Source organism: Vibrio penaeicida (assembly GCF_030689305.1).
GTDB lineage: Bacteria > Pseudomonadota > Gammaproteobacteria > Enterobacterales > Vibrionaceae > Vibrio > Vibrio penaeicida_B.
Map to the genome: position 1 here is coordinate 42,649 of NZ_JAUYVM010000018.1, position 25,096 is coordinate 67,744.

Sequence of the window (25,096 nt, forward strand, 5' to 3'; positions counted from 1 at the left end):
ATAAAAAATTTTAATGATCATTGTCTTCGTGTGCCATGGACATGTAGACGATAGTCAACATCATGAACACGAATGCTTGAATCGTGATTACCAGAATATGGAAAATTGCCCACGGCAGTGAACCCATCCATTGAAGGAACCATGGTAGCATTGCTGCACAAAGAATGAATACAACCTCACCTGCAAACATGTTACCAAACAAACGCATACCAAGAGATAGAGGTTTCGCCAATAGCGATACCACTTCAATCAGTAGGTTAAATGGAATCATGCTCCAGTGATTAAATGGATGTAATGCCAATTCTTTAGCAAACCCACCTAGACCTTTCACTTTGATGCTGTAAAAAATCATCAAAGCAAATACGCCTATAGCCATCCCCATGGTGATGTTCGCATCAGCAGACGGTACTATCTTAAGGTAAGGAATACCTAGCCAATGCTCTGCTGGATATGGTAAGAAATCGATTGGAACTAAGTCCATCAAGTTCATTAAAAATACCCAACAAAAGATAGTCAGTGCGAGAGGGGCTATCAACGGGTTGCGTCCATGGAACGTATCTTTGACGTTTTCCGCGACAAATTCTACGATCATTTCAACAAAACATTGAAGCTTACCCGGCACACCTACTGTCGACTTCTTAGCTACTTTGTAAAATACTCCTAAGAATATCAAACCAGTGATCCAAGAAAACAACAGGCTATCGATGTGTATGTTCCAGAAACTCGTCTCTTCCGCCACTAACCCCAACTTGTAAGTTGAAAGGTGAGTAAGGTGGTGAGTGATGTAACCGGAAGCTGTTAGCGCTTCACCTGGCGCAGCCATAACTCATCCTATTTTTTGTTGTTAATGAATAGCGCTGGCGCAAAGATGTTAATCCCTAATACCAGCAAATAGGTTAGTTTCAGGGGAACGAGTTCCACCTGCATATACATGTAAGCAACAGAGAACAACACGACTGTAATGAGGATTTTCAGAGCTTCACCCGTGTAGAAGGAAGCGGCGACGAATTTAGCTGCTCGCGCTCCAACAAACAAGAATGCACACATTGCGAAAACGGCATTGGCAACAACAAAGATGCTACCACCTATCAGCGCTGATATTCCCCATTCAACATCTACAGCAATCGTTGTTCCTGCTGCGACAAACATAACCGCGCCAACCTGGATCAATAACAATTGCTTGGCAAGCTCTCGTCCTGGTCTAGCTAACGCCGCTATCATGTATTCGTACCTCTAAATAAACGCTCGCATCACTCTATACTGCGAGCGAAGAGAAATTGCCGAAAATTATACGGTGAGACGCTTTTAATGCAATTAAAACGCAGCAAAAACTTACATTTTTGTTTACAAACCGACAACTTTCGCTCAAAAAAACATTTTTTTATAATTGACCTAAATCAATTATCTCACTTAACCTTCCAATATTGCAACGAGTTGCTCCAATTTGTGAGGTTCATCAATACTTATGGTCAGTTTTGCCTTGCCATTCGAAGAACGAACAATTGACACTTGAGAGCCCAATTTTTCACTCAATCTTTCAGATAAAGCTTGCGTTTCAGGGTCATTTTTAGCTTTTTTGCTGTCAACTTGTGGTGAAAGGTGTTTTTTCACTAACTGCTCGGTTTGGCGAACATTAAGTTTCTTCGCAATAACCGTTTCAGCGATATCAAATTGGTCATCTTGTTCAACCGCGAGCAGAGCACGTGCGTGCCCCATTTCAAGCTTCCCCGTTTGGACTAGCCGTTTCACATCCCCATTTAACTGGTTCAGCCTTAATAGGTTAGAAACGGTAGTGCGAGATTTGCCGATAACCTCTGCGACCTGCTGGTGTGTGAGTTCAAATTCGTCTTGTAATCGCTCTAGAGCTTGAGCTTCTTCAATCGCATTCAAATCTTCACGTTGGATATTTTCAATCAGTGCCATGGCGACGGCTGCGCGATCTTGCACCTTTTTCACTAAGCAAGGCACTTGTTTCAAACCTGCTTGTTTAGCTGCTCGCCAGCGACGTTCACCTGCGATAATTTCGTATTGCTGCTCACCCACTTGTCTGACAACAATAGGTTGGATGATGCCTTGAGATTGGATAGATGCCGCCAGTTCGCTCAACGCTTCTGGTTCCATCTCTTTACGTGGCTGATATACGCCTGCCTGCAATTGTGCCACTGACAAGTCTTTCAATTCCCCTTCCGAGGACAAAGACTGACTGTGGTTGATTGTCTGTTGCTTTTCTCTCGCCATTGAGCTGGTCGCAAGCAACGCATCGAGGCCTTTTCCTAAGCCGCGTTTGGACATGACGCTTTCCTTCTAAATTGGATTATGCAGGCATTTCTTCACGACGAAGCATCTCACCAGCCAAAGCAAGGTAAGCTTTGGCTCCAGCGGAATATTTATCGTAATACATTGCAGGTTTACCATGGCTTGGGGCTTCTGCCAATCGAACATTTCTAGGGATGACGGTTCGATATACCTTGTCACCAAAATGCTTTTTCAGTTGATCCGATACTTCATTTGACAAACGATTGCGTGGGTCATACATCGTTCGGAGCAAACCTTCTATTTTCAAATCTTCGTTAACGACAGCCGCCAACTTGCTAATGGTATCCATCAATGCCGTTAAGCCTTCCAACGCAAAATACTCACATTGCATCGGTACTAAGACAGAATCAGAAGCAGCCATCGCATTGATTGTAAGAAGGTTTAATGAAGGTGGGCAATCGATAAAGATGAAATCATAGTTGTCACAGACCGTGGCCAACGCATTCTTCAAACGCATTTCACGAGCAAAAACTTCCATCAGTTTAATTTCAGCGGCGGTGACATCACCATTCGCAGCTATGAGATCAAAACCACCTGTCGTTTTGCTAACCACCACATCGTCAAAATGCGTATCTTCGACCAACAAATCATACGCAGAAGCATCAACGGAGTATTTGTCTACACCGCTCGCCATAGTCGCATTGCCTTGTGGATCAAGATCAATTACCAGTACTTTTCGTTTTGTCGCTGCCATAGAAGCAGCCAAATTGACACACGTTGTGGTTTTGCCCACACCACCTTTCTGGTTGGCAATTGAAATGATTCTTCCCACGGATGACCTCGCTATTATCCCTTGCGCGATAAGATTACAAGATGTCGCTCACCTTCAAGCTCTGGAACGTTCAAAGCTTTGATGTCGATCACAGAACACCAGTCCGGAAGCTGAGCAAGCTCTGATTCAGGTTTTACCCCTTTCAGTGCTAAAAATACGCCGGATTCTGGTTTTGGTAAATGTTGACACCACTCTACCATGTCTAAAACCGAAGCAAACGCACGACTTAGTACTCCATCGAAGCCAATTTCAGGCTGGAATTCTTCCACTCGACTTTGCACAGGAGTGACATTTTCGATTTTTAGCTCATGAAGAACCTGTTTTATAAACCTAATACGTTTACCTAGGCTATCAAGCAGTGTAAAAGATTTTTCAGGATTCATGATGGCCAATGGAATGCCCGGTAAACCCGGCCCAGTACCAACATCGATAAAACGCTCACCTTCAAGGTGAGTGCTCACGACGATACTATCCATGATGTGTTTCACGATCATTTCTAGTGGATCTCGAACTGAAGTCAAATTGTACGCTTTATTCCATTTGTCGAGCAGTGTGACATAACCAACCAACTGTGCTTTTTGCGTATCTGAAACGTCCAATGAGGTTTCTTCTAACAACGCATCCAGTTTGATTCTTAACGCTTCCACTAGGCTGCTCCTTTCTTCAATTGTCCACTTTTCTTTAAGTAAACCAGTAAGATCGAAATAGCGGCTGGAGTGATCCCTGAAATACGAGACGCGATCCCAATGGTCAATGGTTTAGCATCAGACAGTTTTGCGACCACTTCGTTAGAGAGACCTTTCACAGTTGAGTAATCAAAATCAGAGGGGATCTCAGTATTTTCATGACGAAGTGATTTTTCAATCTCGTCTTTCTGACGTTGAATATAGCCTTCGTATTTGACCTGAATTTCAACTTGTTCTGCGGCTTGAGAATCTTCTAACGCAGGAGAAAACGCATCCAATTGCGTTAATTGCTCGTAATTCAATTCAGGACGGCGAAGTAAATCTTCCCCGCTGGCTTCACGCGACATAGGTGTTTTTAGCAGAGCATTAAGAGCATCAATTCCTGCGGACTTAGGATTCATCCACGTATCTTTTAAACGTTGACGTTCACGCTCCATGTTATCCACTTTCTCGTTGAAACGCGCCCAACGAGCATCGCAAACCAACCCTAACTCTCGACCTTTTTCCGTTAATCGAAGATCGGCATTGTCTTCACGAAGTAACAGTCTATATTCCGCGCGAGATGTAAACATGCGATAAGGTTCTTTAGTGCCCATGGTGGAAAGATCGTCGATCAACACGCCAACATACGCCTGATCCCGACGAGGGTTCCAACCCTCTTTTCCTTGGGTTTGCAAGCTGGCATTCAATCCAGCCATTAACCCTTGAGCTGCCGCTTCTTCGTAGCCTGTTGTGCCGTTAATTTGTCCAGCAAAGAACAAGCCATTGATAAATTTAGTTTCGTAGTTCGGCTTTAAGTCTCGCGGGTCGAAGAAATCGTACTCAATGGCATAGCCAGGGCGAACAATATGCGCATTTTCAAACCCTTTCATTGAATGAACAATCTCGATCTGAACATCAAATGGTAAACTGGTTGAGATCCCATTTGGGTACAATTCATGAGTGGTTAACCCTTCGGGCTCAATAAAGATCTGGTGGCTGTTTTTGTCAGCAAACCGCATCACTTTATCTTCGATCGATGGACAGTATCGAGGACCGATCCCCTCAATAACACCAGCATACATTGGGCTGCGATCAAGGTTCTGTCGGATCACGTCATGCGTTTTCTCATTGGTATGGGTGATAAAGCACGGAATCTGTGTTGGATGCTGTGTTCGATTACCCATGAATGAAAATACGGGGGTTGGATCATCACCATGCTGAACATCAAGCTCACTAAAATCGACCGTGCGAGCATCAATACGAGGAGGTGTTCCCGTTTTTAAGCGATCTACACGGAAAGGCATTTCTCTCAAACGATCAGCCAATGCTATCGAAGGAGGATCGCCTGCACGACCTCCAGAGAAGTTTTCCATACCAATATGTATCTTGCCCCCTAAAAACGTTCCTACGGTCAATACAACAGCATCAGCTTTGAATTTCAGCCCCATTTGAGTCACTACGCCAGTGACTCGATCATTTTCAACAATAATGTCATCCACCGATTGTTGAAAGAGCGTTAGGTTGGGTTGGTTTTCAAGTGCGTGACGAACAAATGCTTTATACAGAGCACGATCCGCTTGCGCTCGAGTCGCCCGAACAGCCGGACCTTTTGACGCGTTTAGGGTACGAAATTGAATACCTGCATGATCAATGGCTTGTGCCATTAACCCACCCAAAGCATCCACTTCTTTGACCAGATGCCCTTTGCCTATTCCACCAATAGCGGGGTTGCAAGACATTTGTCCTAGGGTATCAATGTTGTGAGTGAGTAACAGGGTACGCTGACCCGTACGAGCTGATGCGAGTGCGGCTTCCGTTCCTGCATGTCCGCCACCAACAACAATGACGTCAAAAGTTTCGTGATAAAGCATGAACCGACCTCAGGTATTCAATGAGTTTAGAGAGCTTAGTAAAAAGGAGCGATATTCTACCCTCTTTAGGGCAAGGAGAGAAACGATTTTGGATCAAAGCGGAGGCTTTAATATATATAAGATCTTTATATAGATCTTTTATTAGATCTACTATTAAGGAAGCTCGATCTTGTGGATAAGTCAAAAATGATCAACAAGATCATACTTTTTTATACGATCGTTTCTTGTGATCTACCTTTGATCTGATCGAGGATTAGCTGGGATCAAAATCAATGGTTATACACAGGGGGATAAATAGTATGATCTTATTCTTTGGATAACTATAGGTTAATAACGGGATAGATCACCATTTATCCACAGGTGGTTTGTTTAAAAAAGCATCACTTGAAACAAGTAAAAGGTCTAAATGTTATTCACAGGCCGTGAATTTTTACGGAGAAGAAGAGAAAAAGGCGGGATTCCCGCCTTTTGACTAGAATTTTGTGATGTGTTCTTGCAGCCATTCTTCGGCTGCGTCTTCGGGGACAGGGGTTTCTAGAATGTTGATCGTAAGGCAATCCGTTATTGGAGTACCACCGATGTCTTCAAGAAGTACATAGGCATGTTTCCCTGCTGCACAGAAGGTATCGTAGCTAGAGTCTCCAATCGCAACCACCGCAAACTTAACCTCTGCCATCTTAGGTGGGGTATTTTGAAGGGCTTCAATGAACGGTTGAATGTTATCTGGGTATTCACCAGCACCGTGAGTGGATGTAATCAGAAGCCAAGTCCCGTTAGCGGGGATCTCTTCGAGCTTAGGTTCATTATAAATGGTCGTTTCGTGACCTTTCTCTCTAAGTAGATCGCTAAGGTGGTCACCAACATATTCAGCTCCACCGAGAGTACTGCCGGTCATAATGTGGATCATGGACGCATCCTTTTTCTTATGAGGCATTCTTTGCCCCCTATTGGTTATTTGAAATAAGCTAACGTGTAATTTCTGCTAATAAACAGAGGCATGGTATCGGATTCGGTTGTGGATAAACAGATGACATAATGTGTGGTTAAACGAAATTGTGCGGTGCCTAGGCCTTTTAAACCTAGGAGCCACGCCCGTTGTTACGTATTTATTGTTTTGTTCATTACATGTGTATGGATCCTATTGATAATAGGATCCGACTAGAAAGAAAAATTGATCGGGACCGTCAGAGAGAGTTTAAGACCTGAAACCGAACTGGGTGGTTTGATCAACGGCTGGGCTCGAAACACAAGATCGATGGCTTCTTGATCCAGTGACTGGGTTCCCGAGCTTCTTATTAGGATGACATCCAGCACGTTTCCTTCTCGATCCATTGTGAATCGGATCACTGGCATACCTTGTTTGCGTAACCGCTTGGCTTTCCTTGGATATTGCTTTTCTCTTTCTAAGTGAGCGTGAAGCAATTGTTGCCACTGAAGCTTCGCTGCTTTCTCATGTTGGCTGGTTTTGCCTTGTTTTGGGGCGGAAGCATTTGCTGCTTTTATTGGCGCTTCTATGCTTGGTGTTGACGCCATTTGTGATGGAGACGAAGTCTGTGGTTTCTCACTTTCTTCTTCTTTCTCTTTTTTTGGCATTGGTTTTGGTTGCTCAGCTTTTAGTGGCACTGGTTCTAAAGGCACTGTTTTGTCAGGCAGCGCTGATTTTTGTGTTTCTGGTATCTTCTTTGGGTCTTCGGTTTCTTTGTATTCTGGTAAATCCAAAGGAACAGGTGCTTTTTCTGCAATTAGAGGCGGTTTCGGTGCTACGGGTTTTGGAGTGCGTTGATTCGTTGTCGATTTTAAGGAGTGCTCCGATTGCTGGGTGCTAGCTTGCTGCGCGTCATTGTTTTGTTCTGCAGGGGCGGCGAGGGGCGCGACCAGAGATACTGAAATGGGGGATGCAGCCGGTGGCGGAGTGAAGTCAAAACTCGGTGTCCATAAATAGGCTGTAGCGGCACCAAGATGAAGTGCGATACTTGCTATCACGCCACATACTAACCAAGAAGAACCATGGCTGTTTGTCGTTTTGTCGCCGGCTAGCAGGTTCACGGGTCGTTCCGTTTCGGTTGCTCTAGCCCCACTAAAGCAATTTGCGTATAGCCTGCCGCTGCCAGTTTGTTCATTACCTTAAGAAGATCTTGATACACCAGCGCTTTGTCTGCTCTGAGATAAATCCTCTGCTCGTTGTCTGGCAGGCTTGTCTTTAAAGCCGTGGTTAGGTTCACTAAATCCACGGTATTACTTTCACCGATCACGATCGTTAAATCTTTTTGAATCGTCAGGTAGACAGGATCGTCCTTCATTGGGGTTGGGCTGGCAGAAGAATTGGGTATGTCTACGGGAACATTCACGGTTGCTAGCGGCGCGGCAACCATCACAATGATGAGAAGCACCAACATCACATCAACAAAAGGCGTGACATTAATTTCGTGGTTTTCTGCCATATCCTCGCCGGATTGACTGGTTTTAAATGCCATGACTTACACCGCCTCTTTGAGCGGTATTTTGGAGTCGGGTTGTTCAGTTTGTATTGTCCGGCGGTCAAGGTCGCGGCTAACTAATATCATGATGGCGACGGAAAGGTCAGCCAATTGATTCTTGTAGCATCCTATCTGCCGCACGAAGTGATTGTAAAATATGACCGCGGGAATGGCGGCAACTAAGCCGATCGCTGTCGCCATTAACGCTTCTGCAATACCCGGTGCAACCACGGCTAGTGTAGTACTTTGTGATTTAGCGATACCAATGAAGGCATTCATTATTCCCCAAACGGTTCCAAACAATCCAACAAAGGGGCCGACGGATCCAACCGTGGCGAGAATTCCTGTGCCTTTTGTCATGTTTGAACTCATTGAGACTCCAACTCGCTCTAGACGAAGTTGAACACGTTCTTTTATTCCGTCTTCGCTGGCCGATCCTTGAGCTGATAATTTCAGCTCATGCTGGGTTGCAGAAAGTAGTAATTGAGCCGGACCTTGTAAGTCTCCACATAATGTTTCTGCCTCAATTAGGTTATCGGATTGGGTTAGGGCATTAAGTTGGCGATGGGCTTTTTTGGATGCCAACGAAAGTTGCCACTGCTTTGCAAACAATACGCCCCAAGTTAATACAGAGGCGATGACTAAACTGATCATCACCGCTTTTACCACCCAATCAGCAGCATGATACATACCCATAGGTGAGAGATCGTGCGCATTGAGTGGGTTCGTCGGTGGGGTTAACTGAGTCTCTGATACTAGGGGGCTTGCCAGATCTTGAGCTGGCGCTTTTTCAGCAAAGGCGAGGGAAGGCATGAACAGAAAAAGGGTGATGATCATGCTCAGATAAAGTGATTTACTCATTCGATTGCTCTTAGTTGGGCGTTCTTGCGCGCTTTTATTGTCGAGTGTTTTTTCTTAATTCCTTATATGAATACCGAATGAGAGAGAGAAACCCGTAATAAAAACTGAATAAAAAACTGGATTTATATTTTTATTTATAATAATCAGTATCTTGTGCTTATGTTTTTTCTAAAATCTTTTTTCCAACTTGATACTATATTCGTTTTGGCTGTAGCTGTATATCGCATCCAATGTGCTGTCGACTTTTTGGTATTGCCAAGTAAATGTGGGGGTGAGACTCCAAAACTCTAATGGTTTTGCGGTAATCAGTAAGGTGTGGTTTTGCTCTTTATCTTCTCTTTTTCCGTTGAGAATTTTGTTGAACCCGTCGTGCCTTCGTTTTTTAACCGACGAAAACAGGCTGATGTCCCAGCCGTCAAAGAAGGTACGGTTTACACCCAGCCGTCCACCTAGGGATTGATAGGCAAAGAGTTCTATTTCACTTTGCTTCTTGTTCCAGTCGATACCGCCAAACACCAGCCACCTTTCGGGTAACTGATACCAATAAGTGCCAGAAGCGGTCCATAGCCAGTCGCTGTTGTGGTCAAGCTCCGGATCTTTGTAATCCTGATATTCGGCTTTCAATTCTACTTTTGCGGCGCTTTTATTGTTGATGCTGTAAAAGCCATCCAGTTTTAATCCAGGAGCGATGTAAAGTGTGCGATCGCCAGAGTTGTTGTACTCAGCTTGCGGACCGATAGAAAATTGAACTTTGGCGCTTTGATAGCTGTAGCTAAGACCCGTAATGAGGGTATGTTTGTTGTACCTTTTTTTACCGTCATTCAGCAACCCATACGCTAGTGTATTGAACTTTACTCCATGGTGACCTGACAGCGAGAACCGTTTGTTAAGGCTGGCGTCGTAATCCATCCCAAAGCCAGATTCTTTGTCTGGTGTCGTCTGACTTATCCAGCATTGCCCATTAGGCAGTGTCGCTAGGCAGACCGTGCTTTCGGATGAGCTGTTCAGATTGTCATTGTATGAAGGGCCAAAGCTAAAAGCCCCTTGCCAGCTGTCACGAACTTCGAGTGCTTCGCTGAACGTATCGATCGTTCTGATAACCCCCGATGCTCGTGGATTGTCTTGTGGAATACTGTGTTTGATTTCTTTGAACAGATCCAGAGAGTCTCGGTTTTTTTGATTTTCGAACTGCACCCGAGCCAGCTCTAGTTTGGCTGGCATGAATTCCGGAGCGAGGGTAAGAAGAGACTGATATTCCGCTTCTGATTCTGCAAGCTTTCCTTCCACTCTAAAAAATGCACCTTGAGCGTAGTGCACCAGTAAGGGATCGTATCCTTCCAACCCTTTATATCGGGTCAGAAATCCGTTTGCCTGTTCCCATTGCCTTGTTTTCACTGCGATATGCAGGGCAGGACCGAGGTCATCTAATGTGTCGCTCACTTCATAGGTGACGCCATCCACGGTTAACGATTGCTCTCTTTCCCGTTCTTCTTTCAACAGTTCCTGTTCCTTTTCTAGCGCAGAAAGGGCGTCCCGCTGCTGTAGACGCTGGTTTTTGTCTTGATCGGCTAATGTATGCGCACTAAATAGAAACGTGAGCGCTAAAGGAGAAAGAGTTAAAAGGGATTTAAGCAAGGGAATAACCAAATGGTAAAGAAAGAAAAACAGAAGCAGCGTAGGCTGCTTCTGTATGAGGGAGGTTCAACAATTAGTTTTTGCTGCCACCAAATGCTGTGTCTAGATCTTTGTTAGTGAAGGTCGCAATACCTGCCAGAGCAGATGCGTTTGCACCAAAGAAGTGACCTTGAGACGTACCGTTAGTAGACGCACCACCAGTTGTTGCTGTCGCTGTACCGTTAAATGCAGCAGTAGAAGCATTGATGTTTGCGTTTACGCTAACTGTCAGTGAGCTATTGCTCAAAGTACCAGTTAGAGTTTGTGCGCCAAAGTCTGCTGTGAATTGGTTATTTGTGCCAACCGCTGTTAACTTGTTGCCACCAGAAAACTTATTCACACCTGTCACAGTGTAAGTAGCGACACCGCTGGTTGGTACGGTAGTACCTGTGTTATCACCCACGTAGAATACCGCACGGTTCGCGTAACCTGAGTCGCGGCTGCCTTCGTACCACTCACCAAACCAAACGTCCTGATTTGCAACGCTGGCAAAGTTGTATTGAGAAGTTGTAGAGTGGCGGCTTCCGCGAGTATGTATACCTTCACGTGTTACACCAAACGGCCATGAAGAGCGCTTCGCCAGGTTTTTAAAATCAACACGTTCTTTACCTGTCGCACCGATACCCGCGTAACCACTTTCATGGATGATTACAGTGCCGAAGAACAGTGATGCATCGACCTGAGATTCGCCAACTTGACGGTGAGTGTTGTCGCTGATTGCGCCGTTAAAACCTGCATGAGCCATAGAGCTTAAGCCAAGTAGTGCAGCAGAAATAAGAGTCAGTTTTACTGGTTTCATGAATTATTCCTTTAAAGATTGAATTTATACTATTGAGAGAACCATTCAAGACATTGGTGCGCACGACAACACCGTGATGTGGTTCTTATATGTATTACCGGATGAACTTTAAATATCCGTAAAATAAAAACGTAAATGATGTTTTTTATTTTATTTTCACTTTTTAATTGCTAGTGAAAGTATATTTAGCGTCAAAGTGATAGGCATTGTGGTAGTCCGTAGCGCGCCCCATTATCCAGTTAAAGCTGAATATGGGCTGGCTTGTTTTTCCGCCAGTGGCAGGGGCGACCAAATTAAAAGATATGCTCTCACCTTTTTTTAAAGTGAATAATTGAGTTTGCTCTAATCCATCAAAATAAGGGGTGATAATATTGGCTCTGTCACTGGCAACCACGTCTCTTATGTATACATCGGCCTCTACGGCTTCAATACGGTAGCGATCAAGAACATAACTGGTCTGGCTATTCTGTGTTTCGCCTATGATTTGATCTGGGCTATGCGGCATATCTACCGGAGAAGAGCTGTTGCTGTGGTAGATTCGCAAGCCTGGTGAACTTGGTGCGAGAAACTCCAGCGCTTGCTCATTAGGAACGCTAAACAATTCACCATCGTCAACTACCAATTCGTAGAAGTAAATGCCCGGTACGTCACCAGTTACAGTTGGCGTGGCTGAACTAGGGTCGTCCAAGGTCGCGTTTGATCCATTTGGTGGGGTCATTGTCCAGTGGTAGTTTAATGGGTCTCCATCTGCGTCTGAGCTTGTTGTTCCATCAAGGGTGACTGAGTTACCTACAAAACTTATCCAGACGTCAGGATCTAGGTTGGCATAGGGTCTTGCGTTTGTATCTACATAGCGTATTTGAACTGTAGTCGTAACGGATGAATAGTGTGTCCCGTCGAATACGGTAAGTTTGACCAAATAATCCCCTTCTACATCTGTTTTGAAACTACCCCAACCGTACGTGGAATTAGTATTTTCAATGGTTGGGGAGCTATTTAGGGGTTTTTCTAAAATTTCCCATGTATAAAACAGCTCATCATTATCGGCGTCTTCATAGTTTGGTCTAATGGAGGCTCCGTGTTGCAAAGAACCTTCAATAGTTTCATTTAATATAATAACTGTTGGGCTGTTTTCCCCTTTAGTTGCAGCCGTGAGCTTAATGGTGTTAACCCGACTATTTTCAATGCCATCATTGACCGTCAGGTCTACGTAGAACTCTCCCGCTTCATGGGCAATGAACGACGGTTTAATTGAGTTTGATTGAAAGAGTTCGGCGTTACGATCCAACTTAGTGTATTGATCAGGTCTCACTTTCCATTCAAAGGTCAGCGGTTGAAGGTCTTTGTCGAAGCTTTTTTCCCCATTCAGTTGAGCGGGCTCGCCTACATAAACCAATTGATTGGTGCCCGCGATGGCAATAGGAGGGGTATTCGACTTGGTCGGTGCCAGATCGAGTGTCAGACTTTCATTACATCCGGCAAGAATGACGACTGTAAAGACTAAGCTCAGGAATTGGGTCAGCTTCATCATAGAATGAGTAATGTCATTATTAGTTAACAGAAAGAGGTGCACAAAATGTGCACCTAATTTAATTTATTCCGTGAAGGCATAATAAACGGAGAAGAGACTGGTTGAATTTCCAGAAAAATCGATAGCTATTTCTTTGATATCATTTAACGGAGTAGAAATATCCATATAAATATCAAGTTCTATTGATTCACCCATAGAAATTAATTGATTTTTATTTACCCCTTCAATTTTTATACCTGTGATTGGTGGCGGGAAAAACAGAGATGTGAAATCGTAAACGAAAATATCTGTCGCTGAAGGGGTAATGGTGATAGTGTCAACTTTTATATAACCTGTAGATTCACCATTTTTAGAAACTGCGATAGTCGGAACACCATTAATGGTTTGAATTCTCTCATCACTCATTGGCAAGTAGAAAGAATTCTCGTAGTTGTAATTGGTTCCCGTAGAATTTACAGCCTTGATGGGACCCGTTATTGATAAATCCGCTTCTACCGCAGTAATACCTACATATTCAATGGCACGTTGCTTATTGCCTTCGCTTACCGTGACAGAAAAGACATAATCACCAGTTACATCTGGAGTAAATTCAGCAATTTGCGCCGAATCTAGTGTGATTGTGCCTGAGCTTGCAATAGGTTTAGAAACAACCGCCCATTGGTATTGGAAATTTGTGCCATCTCTATCTGTGTTTGAGCTGGCATCCAGTTTTACCTTCTTATTTAACTCAAGCGTCGCAAAGTTCAGGTTATTGATTGGTTTTACGTTTTCTTGGGTAAAGGCGTTGGTTCTTTCTAAATAAATAGACGTCTCAGGCGTGTAAGGCACTACACTTTCATCAATCTTCACAGTAACTACACGCTTTACTGTCTCTTTTGAATCTGAAACCGCAATGCTTAACTCATACTCACCCGCAGCGTTGGCAGAGAATGAAGCATTTTCTGTCGTTTCATCGGTTAGCGTTACCGTTGCATTACTAGGCTTGTTTGCCACAGTCCACTGGTAAGTCAAATCGTTATTGTCTGGATCCACAGCGTTTGCAGACAGAGTAATGTTCGTATCGATTCCCGTCATTACTGACTCGGTTGGGAAGACATTTGGTGCTGCGTTCTCAGCGGCATCTGTCACTTGATAGTGTTTTTCTATCGTCGCTGCAGGATTCGTTGCGGTAAGCTGAATGGTGTAATCACCCGCTAGGTCTGGTTGGAACGACGTCACTAATGCATTGGCGTTTTTAATTGCACTGTTGCTACCTGCGGGCTTTTTGCTAATGACCCAAGTGAATGGTTGTGTGTTCGCAGTGTCAGCTAGTGTGGAGTTCAGTGCATTTTTCTGAGCTGTTTGAGCCGTACTTTTGGCGAAGATATCCAAACCATTTAAACGAACTGTGTCGTTCATCTTGGCGTTGATCTGTGGTTTTTTAGCTGGTGCAGGCGTAACGACAGGTGGTTTTACTGTGTTGTCGTTAGAGCTGTTTGAGCTAGAGCCACCACCGCACGCGACCAGTGCTGGTAGGCTTAAAGCCAGAAGCGTCCATGTATATTTGTTGTTCATGATTCGTCCTAAATGGTGCTGTCAGCCAATATGAAGCTGAAGAAATCTAAAAGGTCATCCTCTACACCGAGTAAAGAGTGAAAATCCGTAACGCTCTTGAAAATTTTTTGCGGAAAATTAGAACTTTCCTTTTAATTTGATGCTGAATGTACGCCCCGGTGCGGGGATGCCCGAAATCGAACCCAATTCCAGATAGTACAAATCCAACAGATTCGTACCGACCAGCTCAAGATCGACCGATTCATTGATTTGATATTTGGCAAAGGCATCAAAAGTTAATGAGTGAGTACGTTCGATCAAATCCTCGTGATGGCCGCCAGATAAGTAGTTGCCACGAACTCCCGTTTCTAAGGTCTGATTTAGAAAACGAGAACCGACCAAAAGGTTTGCGGAATACTCTGGGTTGGCGTAGCTGCCAAGGTAACTGATGTTAGAAAAGCCTCCACGAGTACAAAGATCGATGATTTCTTTGTTCTCATCTACAATGCCACTAATGAACTTCTGGGATGCAGAGTTATCGTCACACACTTCGTTGTGATAGTTGTAAGCTGCAGAAAATTCGCCAAAGTAAGTTTCATCGTCATAGGAAGCTTGCAATTCTAGCCCCTTAGTATTTTGAAATTCGAGGTTACCAAAGGCGCGTGTGCGTATGTCTCTGTCTATGATGTCGGTGATTGTCTGATCGAAATGCACCAGTTTAATATTGGCATTGTCAAAATAGTGAACGTAACCTAACTCCCACAATGTGGCGCGTTCAGGTTGCAAAGGTGATGACGTTAAATGACTTGCCGAGAAACCGCTGGTGCTTTCAAATAAACTTGGAAAACGGAGTGTTTCTGCATAACGAACATAAGCTCGTTTGTTGTCTGAAATAAGCCAAGTCGCGGTGAGTGAAGGCATCCATCCACTGCCGCTATTTGCGTATTTAGACTTATAGCGCTGAATGTCTGGCAGCCGTGTGAACTTACAACTGTTCTTAACGTAATTTGTTTGGCTCATGGCAATGACACAAGCGTTTCTTTTCATGCTTAACTTATTGTTACTGTCATTTCTCCATTCCTGCGTGTGAGTACGCAAGTAGTTTTTCTCATTCTCTACTTTGGCGATAGCCAATTTGATTTTTTGCTTAAGCAATGAATCGAAATTCGCCAAGCTGGCTTGTGCTGAGGAGAGTCTGGATTGATATTCTGCTATCTGAGAGGGGGCCGTGGCTGTAGCAATCAAACCAGTCATGGTGGTGATTTCTTTGTCTAGGGCGTCACGTGTAAAGGTAATCCGAATATCGTGCTCGGCGTTTGCGACTCTCTGAGCAATTTCTTCAGGTTCGTACACTTCACGAGTTTGGTAACTAAGGAGATAGCCTTCCGTTATGTACTCGCCCAGTTTGCGTTTATCGTTTTTGTTTTCGATGCGGTATTTCAGGTAATGATCTTCGGATTCATATTTTCCGTATCTCAGCCCAGCATTAAAAATTAAGCTGTCGCTGGCTCGCCATTCAACCTTGGCTGCGCCGTTAAACTCAGTTCTCTCCCCAGCTCGAACCGTTGCATTGTACTTATCGACCAGGTATTTCATGCCTTGCTTCGGCTCAACGGTATGGTGTTGGTAATGACCAGATACCGTCATATCCCAGTTGTCAGATAGCAGCATGGTGTTTTTGAAATTCGCGCCGATACGACGTTCTTTATTGTATGCCGTGGCGGTGTTGAAGATGATCCCGTTCCCTTCCGGCTCGGTCACCACTGTATTTGGAAATCCTCCGGCGGTATTGGTCACGGTATCTGACAGCGTAGTCCAGAGATCACTACTCAAGTTGAGGAAACGAGACTTGGGGTTTACCCGGTATTTGACACTGTAAGCTTGAAGTTTGGCGCTGCCCAATGGCCATTGAGCCATGCCATAATTGTTACGGTAGTCTGAGCGACTCGCCATAATTTCACCGTGCTTGCTTTCGGTGAAGCGGGCATTAAATTGCACTTTTTCAAAATCTGAAAACTTGTAGGTGGTTTTTAGAAGGTAGGAGTGCATTTCCGAAGAAGTATTAAACACTTCATGACCCGGCAGGTGGTTGAGCGCTGCATGTCTGGGTTGTAAGAACTCAATGCCAAGGGTATCTGGGTTGTAAGGCTGTTTATAGAAATCGGCTTTTTTAGTACCCGAATAATAATTGCCGCGTTTGCGATAAGCGATGGCACCTAACCACTCGAACTTATCATTAATTCCAGAAGCCGCAAATCGAAAGGCAACATCTTCTCCGCCAAATGGGTTATCACTTTTGCTGTCTCGGGTTTCAAAACGAAGTTCTGGATCGTTATACCAATCTATCCCACCTTGTTCGTTATAGATCGGAACGTCTTGCCAGTGTTTGCCAGTGTGCATTCTTGCTTGGTAAGGTGCGATTGAATTACTGCTCCCTTCTACGACGACTTCCATGCCAAAGGTTTCACCTTCTGCGATGATGTCCTGAGGCTGAAGTGTGGTGACTTCTACCGCTCCACCTACTGACGTATTTACGTCTGAATTGAGCTGTGCGCCCTTGTGAACTTGTAAGCCACTGATCAAGTTTGAGTCGATGTAGTTTCGGTTGGAAGCACCACGATATCCATTCCAAATTGTGATGCCTTGCTCTGTGCCATCAATCACGACGGGGACTCTTCCCTGACCTTGGACGCCTCGGATATTGGCGTCGATGCTGCTGCCACCGTTACGTGCCTCACCACTAAACGTATTGGCCATGCCAGTGAACAAGTCGGCACCACTGGCACCTTTGAAGCGCTCTATCTCTTCTTTGCTAATATAGGCGGTGGATGTGTCAGCGTCGTAAACATCCAATTCTCCAGTTTCATCCCGAGCAATTTCATCATCGAAATGGGTACGAACCTGAATAGCATCCAACGTCATGGCACTGTTGAGTGGCGTAAGAATAAAACTGCCATCTTCCTGAGGCTCCGCGACAAGCCCTGTGTTTTCTAACAATAAAGTCAACGCTTGCGCTGGGTCGAAATGACCTTGTATCCCTTGGCTGTATATATCTTCAGAAAGCGACGCATTCAGATAAAATTCGATATCTGCTTCCAAAGCGAATTGATTCAAAACCTGATCCAACCTGCCTGCAGGGATTTGAAAACTTTGTGCAGACCAAGCTATTGCTGGAACAAGAAGAGCGGTAAGACCCAGTTTGACACGTATTAATACGGCTTGACGTGTAAGCCTTGGCAGGAGCGACACCTTGCTATCCTTTTCGTTGATTTACTCACTGGTAATTACACCGAGTGAGACGTCAAAATCCGTAAACATTCCTCAACGGTTTTGTTTGGGGGTGATATTCACCCATAGTGGGGTGCGGTAGCGGATCTCTATAGGGAGGACTTGACTGACGTTATACAAGGTTTTATCTGTGTCTTTGGTAGAGAAAACACCAGTAAGTTTTAGGCGATGAAGGCTAGGGTCGACTTTGATCACTCCACGACGATATCGGGCAAGATCGTTAATGAAATCTGGCAGTGGTGTTGCTTGAGCTAGGATTTTTTGCTTTAGCCACAATGCGTCAGTCGCTCGATTGGCGTATTTTGTATCGGTGCGATTAGCATTAAATACAATGCTCTCACCAGAAAGAATGTGAGTAGACTCAAAGCTTTGCTCAGGATAAACCGCCACTTCTCCTTCGTACACACTGACTTGAGTTTGCTCCGCTTGCTGGTGGACAGTATAACGAGTGCCAATTGGAACGATTCTCCCTTGACCTGTTATCACTTTAAACGGGGTTAAGTGATGACCGCTGGTGATCATTATTTCCCCTTGAACGAGGTGCAAGATTCTTTCTGATTGATTGAAATCGACAAAAACACGAGTGGCGGTATTCATGATTAATTCTGTGCCATCAGAAAGTGATAGCGAGCGCACTTCGCCCGTTGCTGTAGCGTATTCTGCGCCAGTTGGTTGGGTATCTTGTGTAGACATCATCAGGGCTAACGTACTAACAGAGACACCTCCCCAAAGGAGAACTTGCCTACGAGTGGTTCCACGACGATTGCGACCGAGTACCTTTCCACTGAGCTGAGGATTTGGAACAGAGGCAAACTTTTTTTGCAGATTTTCCAATTGCTGCCAAGCAAATTCATTGTCTGGGTGAGCGGTACGCCAGGTGTTGAATGCTTTTTTATCTTGCTCTGTGACGTCATCTGCCCATAAGCGAGCCATCCATAGAGATGCTTGCTCTATGGATTCTCGAGAAATTCTATCCATCGACAAATCAGACCTCGAGCATTGCCATCATGCAGCCTTGCAAGGCTTTGGCGACGTACTTTTCAACTGAGGAGACCGATACATCCAACTCTTGGGCGATTTGTTTGTAGCTTTTGCCTTCAAGTTGGCGCATCAGCAAGGCTTGTCTCGCTTTGTGTGGAAGTTTATTCAATAGGGTGTCAATTTCGACCAGTGCTTCCACCACCAAAGTATGGGATTCGGGTGAGGAGGACACATCAGCCGGCTCACTTTCTAATAGCTCAAGATAAGCGGTTTCAATCCGACGTCTTCGATAGAGATCGATAACCAAACCCTTGGCAATGGTTGTCAGATAGCGGCGCGAATCTTTTTGTTCGGGAAGCTTGCCTTTGGTTAACAACCTTAGGTACGTGTCCTGAACCAAATCAGCAGTAACTTCAGGGCAACCAAGGCGTCGTTGAACGAATACCGAGAGCCAGCTGCGGTGCTCTTGATACATATTATCAATGCGTTGCATATTAGCTGGGTCAATTGCCACCATCGCTTGTTACTCCTATCGCCTAGATTTGGCTTACTTAAATGATAATGGTTATCATTTATATTAATAACAGGCAACGAAATATAGCAGAATTTGGCGGTAGATCTAGATCAATAAATACTGAGAAAAGAAATAAATTGTGTAAATGAGATATGTGGCAATGAAAAGTCGAATCTTTCTAATTGAAAACGAAAGGCTTCGTAACTTAACAACTTTTCGCACCACTATACGGTATTTTGAAGGGTATTTATCCTCATTTCGTCCAAATTAAATGAGGGTGGTTGAATATGGAAAGTACTATTTTCCGATACAAAATGAAGAAAAAATTCGACCGAGTAAGTCGTCAGAACTGAATTCACCTGTAATTTCATTGAGGTGTTGCTGAGAAATTCGAAGTTCTTCTGCCAGAATTTCGCCTGCCATGTAACCTTCGAGTTGCTGTTGACCTATATCCAAGTGCTCAGCCGCACGTTCCAGTGCATCCAAATGACGGCAACGCGCCATAAATCCGCCTTCTTGATTGCCAGAAAACCCCATGATTTCTTTCAGATGATTACGCAATGCATCCACACCTTCCCCTGTTTTTGCCGATAGGCGGATAAGTGTTGGTGTGTTGACGTGGCAGATCCCAAGATCTTCGCTGGTTTGATCAGCTTTGTTGCGGATCACTGTGATGCCGATTTTCTCAGGCAATCGATCCACAAAATCGGGCCAGATTTCACGTGGGTCGGTGGCATTGGTTGTTGTGCCATCCACCATAAATAAGACTCGGTCGGCTTGCTCTATTTCTTCCCAAGCGCGCTCAATACCGATTTTTTCTACTTCATCGGATGCTTCACGTAAACCCGCGGTATCAATAATATGCAGCGGCATACCATCAATATGAATGTGTTCACGCAGCACATCTCGCGTGGTGCCCGCTATATCGGTAACAATGGCAGACTCTTTGCCAGAAAGTGCATTAAGTAAGCTGGACTTCCCTGCATTTGGTCGACCAGCAATGACCACCTTCATGCCTTCTCGCATAATGGCACCTTGATTGGCTTCTTGGCGGACCGCGGCGAGATTATCGATGATGGTTTGCAGATCGGTGGCGACTTTGCCATCGGCAAGAAAGTCGATTTCTTCTTCTGGGAAATCAATGGCGGCTTCAACATAAATGCGCAAGTGAATTAAAGACTCCACCAGCGTATGAATGCGTTTGGAAAATTCACCTTGCAGAGATTGCAGGGCGGATTTCGCCGCCTCTTCTGAGCTTGCATCGATTAAGTCAGCAATAGCTTCTGCTTGAGTTAAATCCATTTTGTCGTTTAGGAATGCACGCTCCGAAAACTCGCCTGGGCGTGCAGGGCGCAAGCCGGAGATGCCCAAAATACGTTTTATCAACATATCCATGACAACAGGACCACCGTGCCCTTGAAGCTCTAACACATCCTCACCCGTGAATGAATGTGGGTTAGGGAAGTAAAGTGCTATGCCCTGATCCAGTTCCAAGCCGTCTTGGTTTTTGAACGGCAGGTATTCAGCATATCGAGGCTTCAATACTTTGCCTGTCACTTCTAAAGCAACTTGCGCTGCGAGTGGACCTGATACCCGAATTATACCTACACCGCCTCGTCCCGGAGCGGTGGCCTGAGCGACTATAGTGTCAGTTGTCATAGCATTTACCTGAAGGGGCATTTCGCCCATTACTGTGTTGAGTTCTTTGTGCGCAATTGTAATCAGCACTATTAAAAAAGGCGACCATTTGGTCGCCTTTCTTTCTATTATTTTGGCTGTCTTAGTCTTTATTTGGCTGTCTTAGTATGTAAGCCTTTCTTTTCCAGCGCTCGGTAAATCAGAGTTTGCTGAATTACTGTCACGACGTTGGAAACCAACCAGTATAGAACCAAACCGGACGGGAACCACAGGAAGAAGAACGTGAACATCAATGGCATGAAGTTCATGATTTTCTGCTGCATCGGATCCGTAATGGTTGATGGGCTCATTCTCTGGATTAGGAACATACTTGCACCCATCAGAACTGGAAGGATGTAGTACGGGTCTTGTGCAGACAAGTCAGTAATCCAACCAAAGAATGGCGAGTGACGAAGTTCTACCGATTCCATCAGCGCCCAGTATAGTGCGATGAAGATAGGCATCTGAAGAAGGATTGGTAAACAACCGCCTAACGGGTTTACTTTCTCTTTCTTGTACAGTTCCATCATTTCTTGGCTCATGCGTTGGCGGTCGTCACCAATACGCTCACGCATCGCTTGCAGCTTAGGCTGTAGCATGCGCATTTTAGCCATGGAAGTGTATTGCGCTTTGGTTAGCGGGTACATTGCACCACGAACAATAAACGTCAGAACCATGATAGCCACACCCCAGTTAACTACAATGCCTTGAATGGCAGAGAGCAACCAGTGAAGAGGCTTCGCGATGAACCATAGCCATCCGTAATCCACTACCAAATCTAGGTGTGGCGCTACAGCTGCCATGTCGTCTTGAAGTTTTGGACCAACCCAAAGTGTTGATTCAACTGAGCCCGTTGCACCATTAGCGATCGTGATGTCTGGAATACGAACACCGATGTCACCTTTGTTGCCGATAACACGCGTATACAGTCGAGTACCAGGCTGTTGCTCTGGGATCCACGCAGCTGCGAAGTAATGCTGGATCATAGCCGCCCAACCTTGACCTGTTGTTAGCTCAATGGCCAAGCTGCGGTCTTGCATGTCGTCGAAGCTGTATTTTTTGTAGTTAACGTCTTGTGATGAGTAAGCACCACCACGGTACGTTGGCATAGTAATGCTGCCGCCGTCGTCCATTAGGTCTTGGCGAAGGTGCGCGTACATACCGAAAGTTGCGTTGGTACCAGAGTTGTTCACAACATCGTATTTCACTTTAAGGTCGTAATGACCGCGCTTAAGTACAAACGTTTTCACGTACTGTAAGCCATTCGCTTCAAACGTCATTGGAATGCTCAGTTCATCTTCACCATCAGCCAGCTCGAAGCTGTTTGATGCCACATGATAAACAGGGCGGCTCTTGCTGCTTAAGTCGACACCCTGAGGACCTACAAGACCACTTTGAGCGATAAATGTTTGACCTTGGCTATTTTTCAGCAGTTCAAATGGGTCTGCTGAGTCGAATTCTTTTGCGTATTGATTTAAATCTGCTTCAACCACGTCACCACCGAATGTATCGATAGAGAGCGTCAAGACATCTGTTTTTACGGTTACGATTTGCGCTGAAGGCGCCGCTGCTTGAGGTGCAGGGTCGGCTAGTGGGTCCGCAAAGTCTGGGGCAGGAAGAGTACCGCTGTTTTGTGCCTGCTCAACCTGTTGTTGTGGCGCGGGATTCTTTTCTACTTGCCACTGTTGGTACAGCAAGAAAGAAACCAGTGCCAAAGCGAGCAGTAGGATATTACGTTGAGAATCCATCGTTATTTATCTCTGTCTTGTTTTTGGTGTGGTGGAACGGGGTCATATCCCCCATCGCTCAAAGGATGGCATTTTAATAGACGTTTGCCTGATAACCAACACCCTTTTACAAAACCGTGAGCTTTCAACGCTTCAATCGCATATTGAGAACAGGTTGGTGTAAAACGACAACGTGGTCCGATTAACGGACTAATCACCCACTGGTAGATTTTTATCAGACCAATGGCTAACCACGAGAGGGGCGAGAAAGGCGATGCCATAACTTATCGAAGAGCTTGAATATTTCCTCATTGCTTAAATCTTGAGCGCTTTTCTTCGCAATCACAACAAAATCTTTGTTTGGTAGCTGATGTTGTGACAGGCGGAAGCTTTCTCTAGCCAGACGTTTGAAACGATTACGACCGACGGCAGTTTTAATCTGCTTTTTAGGGACAGCTAAGCCTAAGCGAGGATGTGAAAGAGAATTCTTTCGGGCAATGATGGTGAAATGAGGTGAGCCTGCTCGATGAGCTTGCTGGAAGACATTTTGATAATGCTCGGGAGTTAACAAACGTAACTCCCGATTAAACGCGTACTTGCTCAAAATAATTAAATATTATTTTGAAAGGCGCGCACGGCCTTTTGCACGACGTGCATTAATTACTTTACGACCGTTCTTAGTTGCCATGCGAGCACGGAAACCGTGAGAACGCTTGCGCTTCAGAACTGAAGGTTGAAAAGTGCGTTTAGACATTGTTATTACCTTTACTGATCAGTAGTTTTTAGGTTTATGTTAAACCCGGCGTGGGACTTAACTTCACTCTGGCTCTTTATTAGAAAGTCTGAGCAAAATCCGACGCCTCTCAACAAAGAGGCGGAATTGTAATCACTGACTCATTAAGAGTCAATCATTGGTCTAACGAAAATTCCGGTCGACGAATTATACGGATTGTCAGTTAAATCTCAAGGATCCTTATTTGATCCCCACCTGGCGAAGAAATTTTTGCAGTTTTGGATCCTGTGGATTACCAAAAATATCTTGTGGAGAACCTTGCTCCACTATGTGTCCATCTGCCATGAAGATCACACGGTCGGCGACTTCTCTGGCAAATTGCATCTCGTGTGTCACGACAAGCATGGTCTGTTTTTTCGCGGCGAGCGATTTCATTAAGCTGAGCACTTCACCAACCCATTCAGGATCCAGTGCTGAGGTTGGCTCATCAAACAACAGGAGTTCTGGCTGAAATGCCATTGCGCGACCAATACCCACTCGTTGCTGCTGACCGCCTGAAAGCGCGGCAGGGTAGCTATCCCCTTTATCACCCAAGCCAATGTCGTCTAGAATCGCTTGAGCGCGCTCTAATGCCTGATCTTTCTTCCAACCACGGACGGTGATCAAGCCTTCAGCAATATTTTGCCGTGCTGTCATATGGGCAAAGAGTGCATAGCTTTGAAAAACAAAACCGGTTTTGCGACGCAGTGCCAGAACATCCGATTTGGTGTGCTTTTCTGCATCGACAGTGATGTCATCAATGGTGATCACACCTTTATTGGCTTGTTCTAGAAAGTTCACACAACGCAGTAGTGTGGATTTTCCTGTACCACTTGAGCCAATGATAACGATGATTTCGCCTTGCTGGATCTCGATATCAATGCCTTTCAATACTTCAGTATCGCCGAAGCTTTTATGAATATTGTCGAGTTTTATCATCGTACGTATGCCTTATTGAGCTTCGCTTCTGCCCAAATTTGAACACGGGTCAGAATTAAGACCACACCCCAGTAAATCAGTGCAACCGCTAAAAACGCTTCAAAGAATCGGAAACTGGACGACGCTTCCATTTGCGCTTTCGCCATGATTTCGGCGACACCTAACGTAAAGGCCAGCGACGTCGATTTGATCATATCGATGAAATAATTCATTAAAGACGGAAGAGCTACGCGGGTTGCCTGAGGCAAAATAATGCGTCTCATGGCTTGGCTGGTGGTCATGCCCACAGACAAACTGGCTTCCATTTGGCTTCTGTCGATGCCAATAATCGCTGCGCGAATGCTTTCCGCCATATAAGCGGCAAAATGCAGGGTTAAGCCGATAACTGCCGCACTAAACGCATCCAACCCCACCATAAACGGAAAGATCTGAGGCAGCCCGTAATACAGTAAGAAAAGTTGAACGAGCAGCGGTGTTCCTCGGAAAAAGCTGATGTATAACTGGCTAAGCTGATCCAGCACTGGCACTTTAAACACACGGATATTGGCGAGAATAACCGACAGTATCAAAGAAAACAGCAGTCCCCAGGTGGCCATAGACATGGTGGTACCGAGATACTTCAGCAGTATCGGCATCAATTCCATCATGTAGTTAAAGTCGAAACCCATATGATTACCTGTACTTAAAATTCGGATG

The 25,096-nt window shown here is 44.9% G+C and carries 24 protein-coding genes; all 24 read right to left on the reverse strand.

Annotation, left to right across the window (positions count from 1 at the left end; genetic code table 11):
• Positions 1-10 precede the first annotated feature (10 nt).
• Positions 11-823: a F0F1 ATP synthase subunit A gene (atpB, locus tag Q8W40_RS22620; RefSeq protein ID WP_101114853.1), complete on the reverse strand. Its 813-nt coding sequence runs from the start codon at positions 821-823 to the stop codon at positions 11-13.
• Between the two features lie 8 nt (positions 824-831).
• Positions 832-1,221: a F0F1 ATP synthase subunit I gene (locus Q8W40_RS22625; protein ID WP_101114855.1), complete on the reverse strand. Its 390-nt coding sequence runs from the start codon at positions 1,219-1,221 to the stop codon at positions 832-834.
• 189 nt (positions 1,222-1,410) lie between these two features.
• Positions 1,411-2,292, reverse strand: coding sequence for a ParB/RepB/Spo0J family partition protein (locus Q8W40_RS22630; RefSeq protein ID WP_305400432.1), 882 nt, complete (start codon positions 2,290-2,292; stop codon positions 1,411-1,413).
• Positions 2,293-2,314: 22 nt separating this feature from the next.
• Positions 2,315-3,088, reverse strand: coding sequence for a ParA family protein (locus Q8W40_RS22635; protein ID WP_104398609.1), 774 nt, complete (start codon positions 3,086-3,088; stop codon positions 2,315-2,317).
• Positions 3,089-3,102: 14 nt separating this feature from the next.
• The gene (gene rsmG / locus Q8W40_RS22640; RefSeq protein WP_305400434.1) at positions 3,103-3,735 is read right to left on the reverse strand and encodes a 16S rRNA (guanine(527)-N(7))-methyltransferase RsmG; all 633 of its coding nucleotides are present in this window, start codon (positions 3,733-3,735) and stop codon (positions 3,103-3,105) included.
• Positions 3,735-5,627, reverse strand: coding sequence for a tRNA uridine-5-carboxymethylaminomethyl(34) synthesis enzyme MnmG (gene mnmG, locus Q8W40_RS22645; protein WP_305400435.1), 1,893 nt, complete (start codon positions 5,625-5,627; stop codon positions 3,735-3,737). Before mnmG ends, rsmG begins: the two co-directional genes overlap by 1 nt.
• A gap of 472 nt (positions 5,628-6,099) precedes the next feature.
• Entirely contained in the window at positions 6,100-6,534 is a 435-nt protein-coding gene (mioC, locus tag Q8W40_RS22650; protein WP_305400495.1) for an FMN-binding protein MioC, read from the reverse strand.
• A 251-nt stretch (positions 6,535-6,785) separates the two neighbouring features.
• The gene (locus Q8W40_RS22655) at positions 6,786-7,673 is read right to left on the reverse strand and encodes an energy transducer TonB (RefSeq protein WP_305400437.1); all 888 of its coding nucleotides are present in this window, start codon (positions 7,671-7,673) and stop codon (positions 6,786-6,788) included.
• Positions 7,670-8,101 (reverse strand): biopolymer transporter ExbD, encoded by a 432-nt coding sequence (locus tag Q8W40_RS22660; protein ID WP_305400438.1) that lies wholly within the window; start codon positions 8,099-8,101, stop codon positions 7,670-7,672. The genes Q8W40_RS22655 and Q8W40_RS22660 overlap by 4 nt, the downstream gene beginning before the upstream one ends.
• A 3-nt stretch (positions 8,102-8,104) precedes the next feature.
• Positions 8,105-8,965 carry a tonB-system energizer ExbB gene (gene exbB, locus Q8W40_RS22665; protein WP_370693424.1) on the reverse strand — a complete coding sequence of 287 codons (861 nt, stop codon included), beginning with the start codon at positions 8,963-8,965 and terminating at the stop codon, positions 8,105-8,107.
• A gap of 168 nt (positions 8,966-9,133) precedes the next feature.
• Positions 9,134-10,600 carry a surface lipoprotein assembly modifier gene (locus Q8W40_RS22670; protein WP_305400440.1) on the reverse strand — a complete coding sequence of 489 codons (1,467 nt, stop codon included), beginning with the start codon at positions 10,598-10,600 and terminating at the stop codon, positions 9,134-9,136.
• Between the two features lie 73 nt (positions 10,601-10,673).
• Positions 10,674-11,438: a Slam-dependent surface lipoprotein gene (locus Q8W40_RS22675; protein WP_305400441.1), complete on the reverse strand. Its 765-nt coding sequence runs from the start codon at positions 11,436-11,438 to the stop codon at positions 10,674-10,676.
• Positions 11,439-11,601: 163 nt separating this feature from the next.
• Positions 11,602-12,969: a PKD domain-containing protein gene (locus tag Q8W40_RS22680; protein ID WP_305400442.1), complete on the reverse strand. Its 1,368-nt coding sequence runs from the start codon at positions 12,967-12,969 to the stop codon at positions 11,602-11,604.
• 63 nt (positions 12,970-13,032) lie between these two features.
• The gene (locus tag Q8W40_RS22685) at positions 13,033-14,523 is read right to left on the reverse strand and encodes a PKD domain-containing protein (RefSeq protein ID WP_305400443.1); all 1,491 of its coding nucleotides are present in this window, start codon (positions 14,521-14,523) and stop codon (positions 13,033-13,035) included.
• Between the two features lie 117 nt (positions 14,524-14,640).
• On the reverse strand, positions 14,641-17,751 hold the full coding sequence (locus tag Q8W40_RS22690) for a TonB-dependent receptor (protein WP_305400445.1): 3,111 nt from the start codon (positions 17,749-17,751) through the stop codon (positions 14,641-14,643).
• Between the two features lie 72 nt (positions 17,752-17,823).
• Entirely contained in the window at positions 17,824-18,768 is a 945-nt protein-coding gene (locus Q8W40_RS22695; RefSeq protein ID WP_305400446.1) for a FecR domain-containing protein, read from the reverse strand.
• Between the two features lie 7 nt (positions 18,769-18,775).
• Positions 18,776-19,288, reverse strand: coding sequence for a sigma-70 family RNA polymerase sigma factor (locus Q8W40_RS22700; protein ID WP_101114881.1), 513 nt, complete (start codon positions 19,286-19,288; stop codon positions 18,776-18,778).
• Between the two features lie 294 nt (positions 19,289-19,582).
• Positions 19,583-20,944, reverse strand: a complete 1,362-nt coding sequence (gene mnmE, locus Q8W40_RS22705; protein ID WP_305400447.1) for a tRNA uridine-5-carboxymethylaminomethyl(34) synthesis GTPase MnmE — start codon at positions 20,942-20,944, stop codon at positions 19,583-19,585.
• Between the two features lie 128 nt (positions 20,945-21,072).
• Complete coding sequence (yidC, locus tag Q8W40_RS22710; RefSeq protein ID WP_305400449.1) at positions 21,073-22,710, reverse strand: membrane protein insertase YidC; 1,638 nt, start codon at positions 22,708-22,710, stop codon at positions 21,073-21,075.
• Between the two features lie 2 nt (positions 22,711-22,712).
• Positions 22,713-22,970 carry a membrane protein insertion efficiency factor YidD gene (gene yidD / locus Q8W40_RS22715; protein ID WP_004400212.1) on the reverse strand — a complete coding sequence of 86 codons (258 nt, stop codon included), beginning with the start codon at positions 22,968-22,970 and terminating at the stop codon, positions 22,713-22,715.
• Entirely contained in the window at positions 22,937-23,260 is a 324-nt protein-coding gene (gene rnpA, locus Q8W40_RS22720) for a ribonuclease P protein component (protein ID WP_305400452.1), read from the reverse strand. Before rnpA ends, yidD begins: the two co-directional genes overlap by 34 nt.
• Positions 23,261-23,305: 45 nt before the next feature.
• The gene (rpmH, locus tag Q8W40_RS22725; RefSeq protein WP_101114886.1) at positions 23,306-23,443 is read right to left on the reverse strand and encodes a 50S ribosomal protein L34; all 138 of its coding nucleotides are present in this window, start codon (positions 23,441-23,443) and stop codon (positions 23,306-23,308) included.
• Between the two features lie 219 nt (positions 23,444-23,662).
• Positions 23,663-24,400: an amino acid ABC transporter ATP-binding protein gene (locus Q8W40_RS22730; RefSeq protein ID WP_305400454.1), complete on the reverse strand. Its 738-nt coding sequence runs from the start codon at positions 24,398-24,400 to the stop codon at positions 23,663-23,665.
• Positions 24,397-25,068 (reverse strand): amino acid ABC transporter permease, encoded by a 672-nt coding sequence (locus Q8W40_RS22735; RefSeq protein ID WP_126609538.1) that lies wholly within the window; start codon positions 25,066-25,068, stop codon positions 24,397-24,399. The genes Q8W40_RS22730 and Q8W40_RS22735 overlap by 4 nt, the downstream gene beginning before the upstream one ends.
• Between the last annotated feature and the right edge of the window lie 28 nt (positions 25,069-25,096).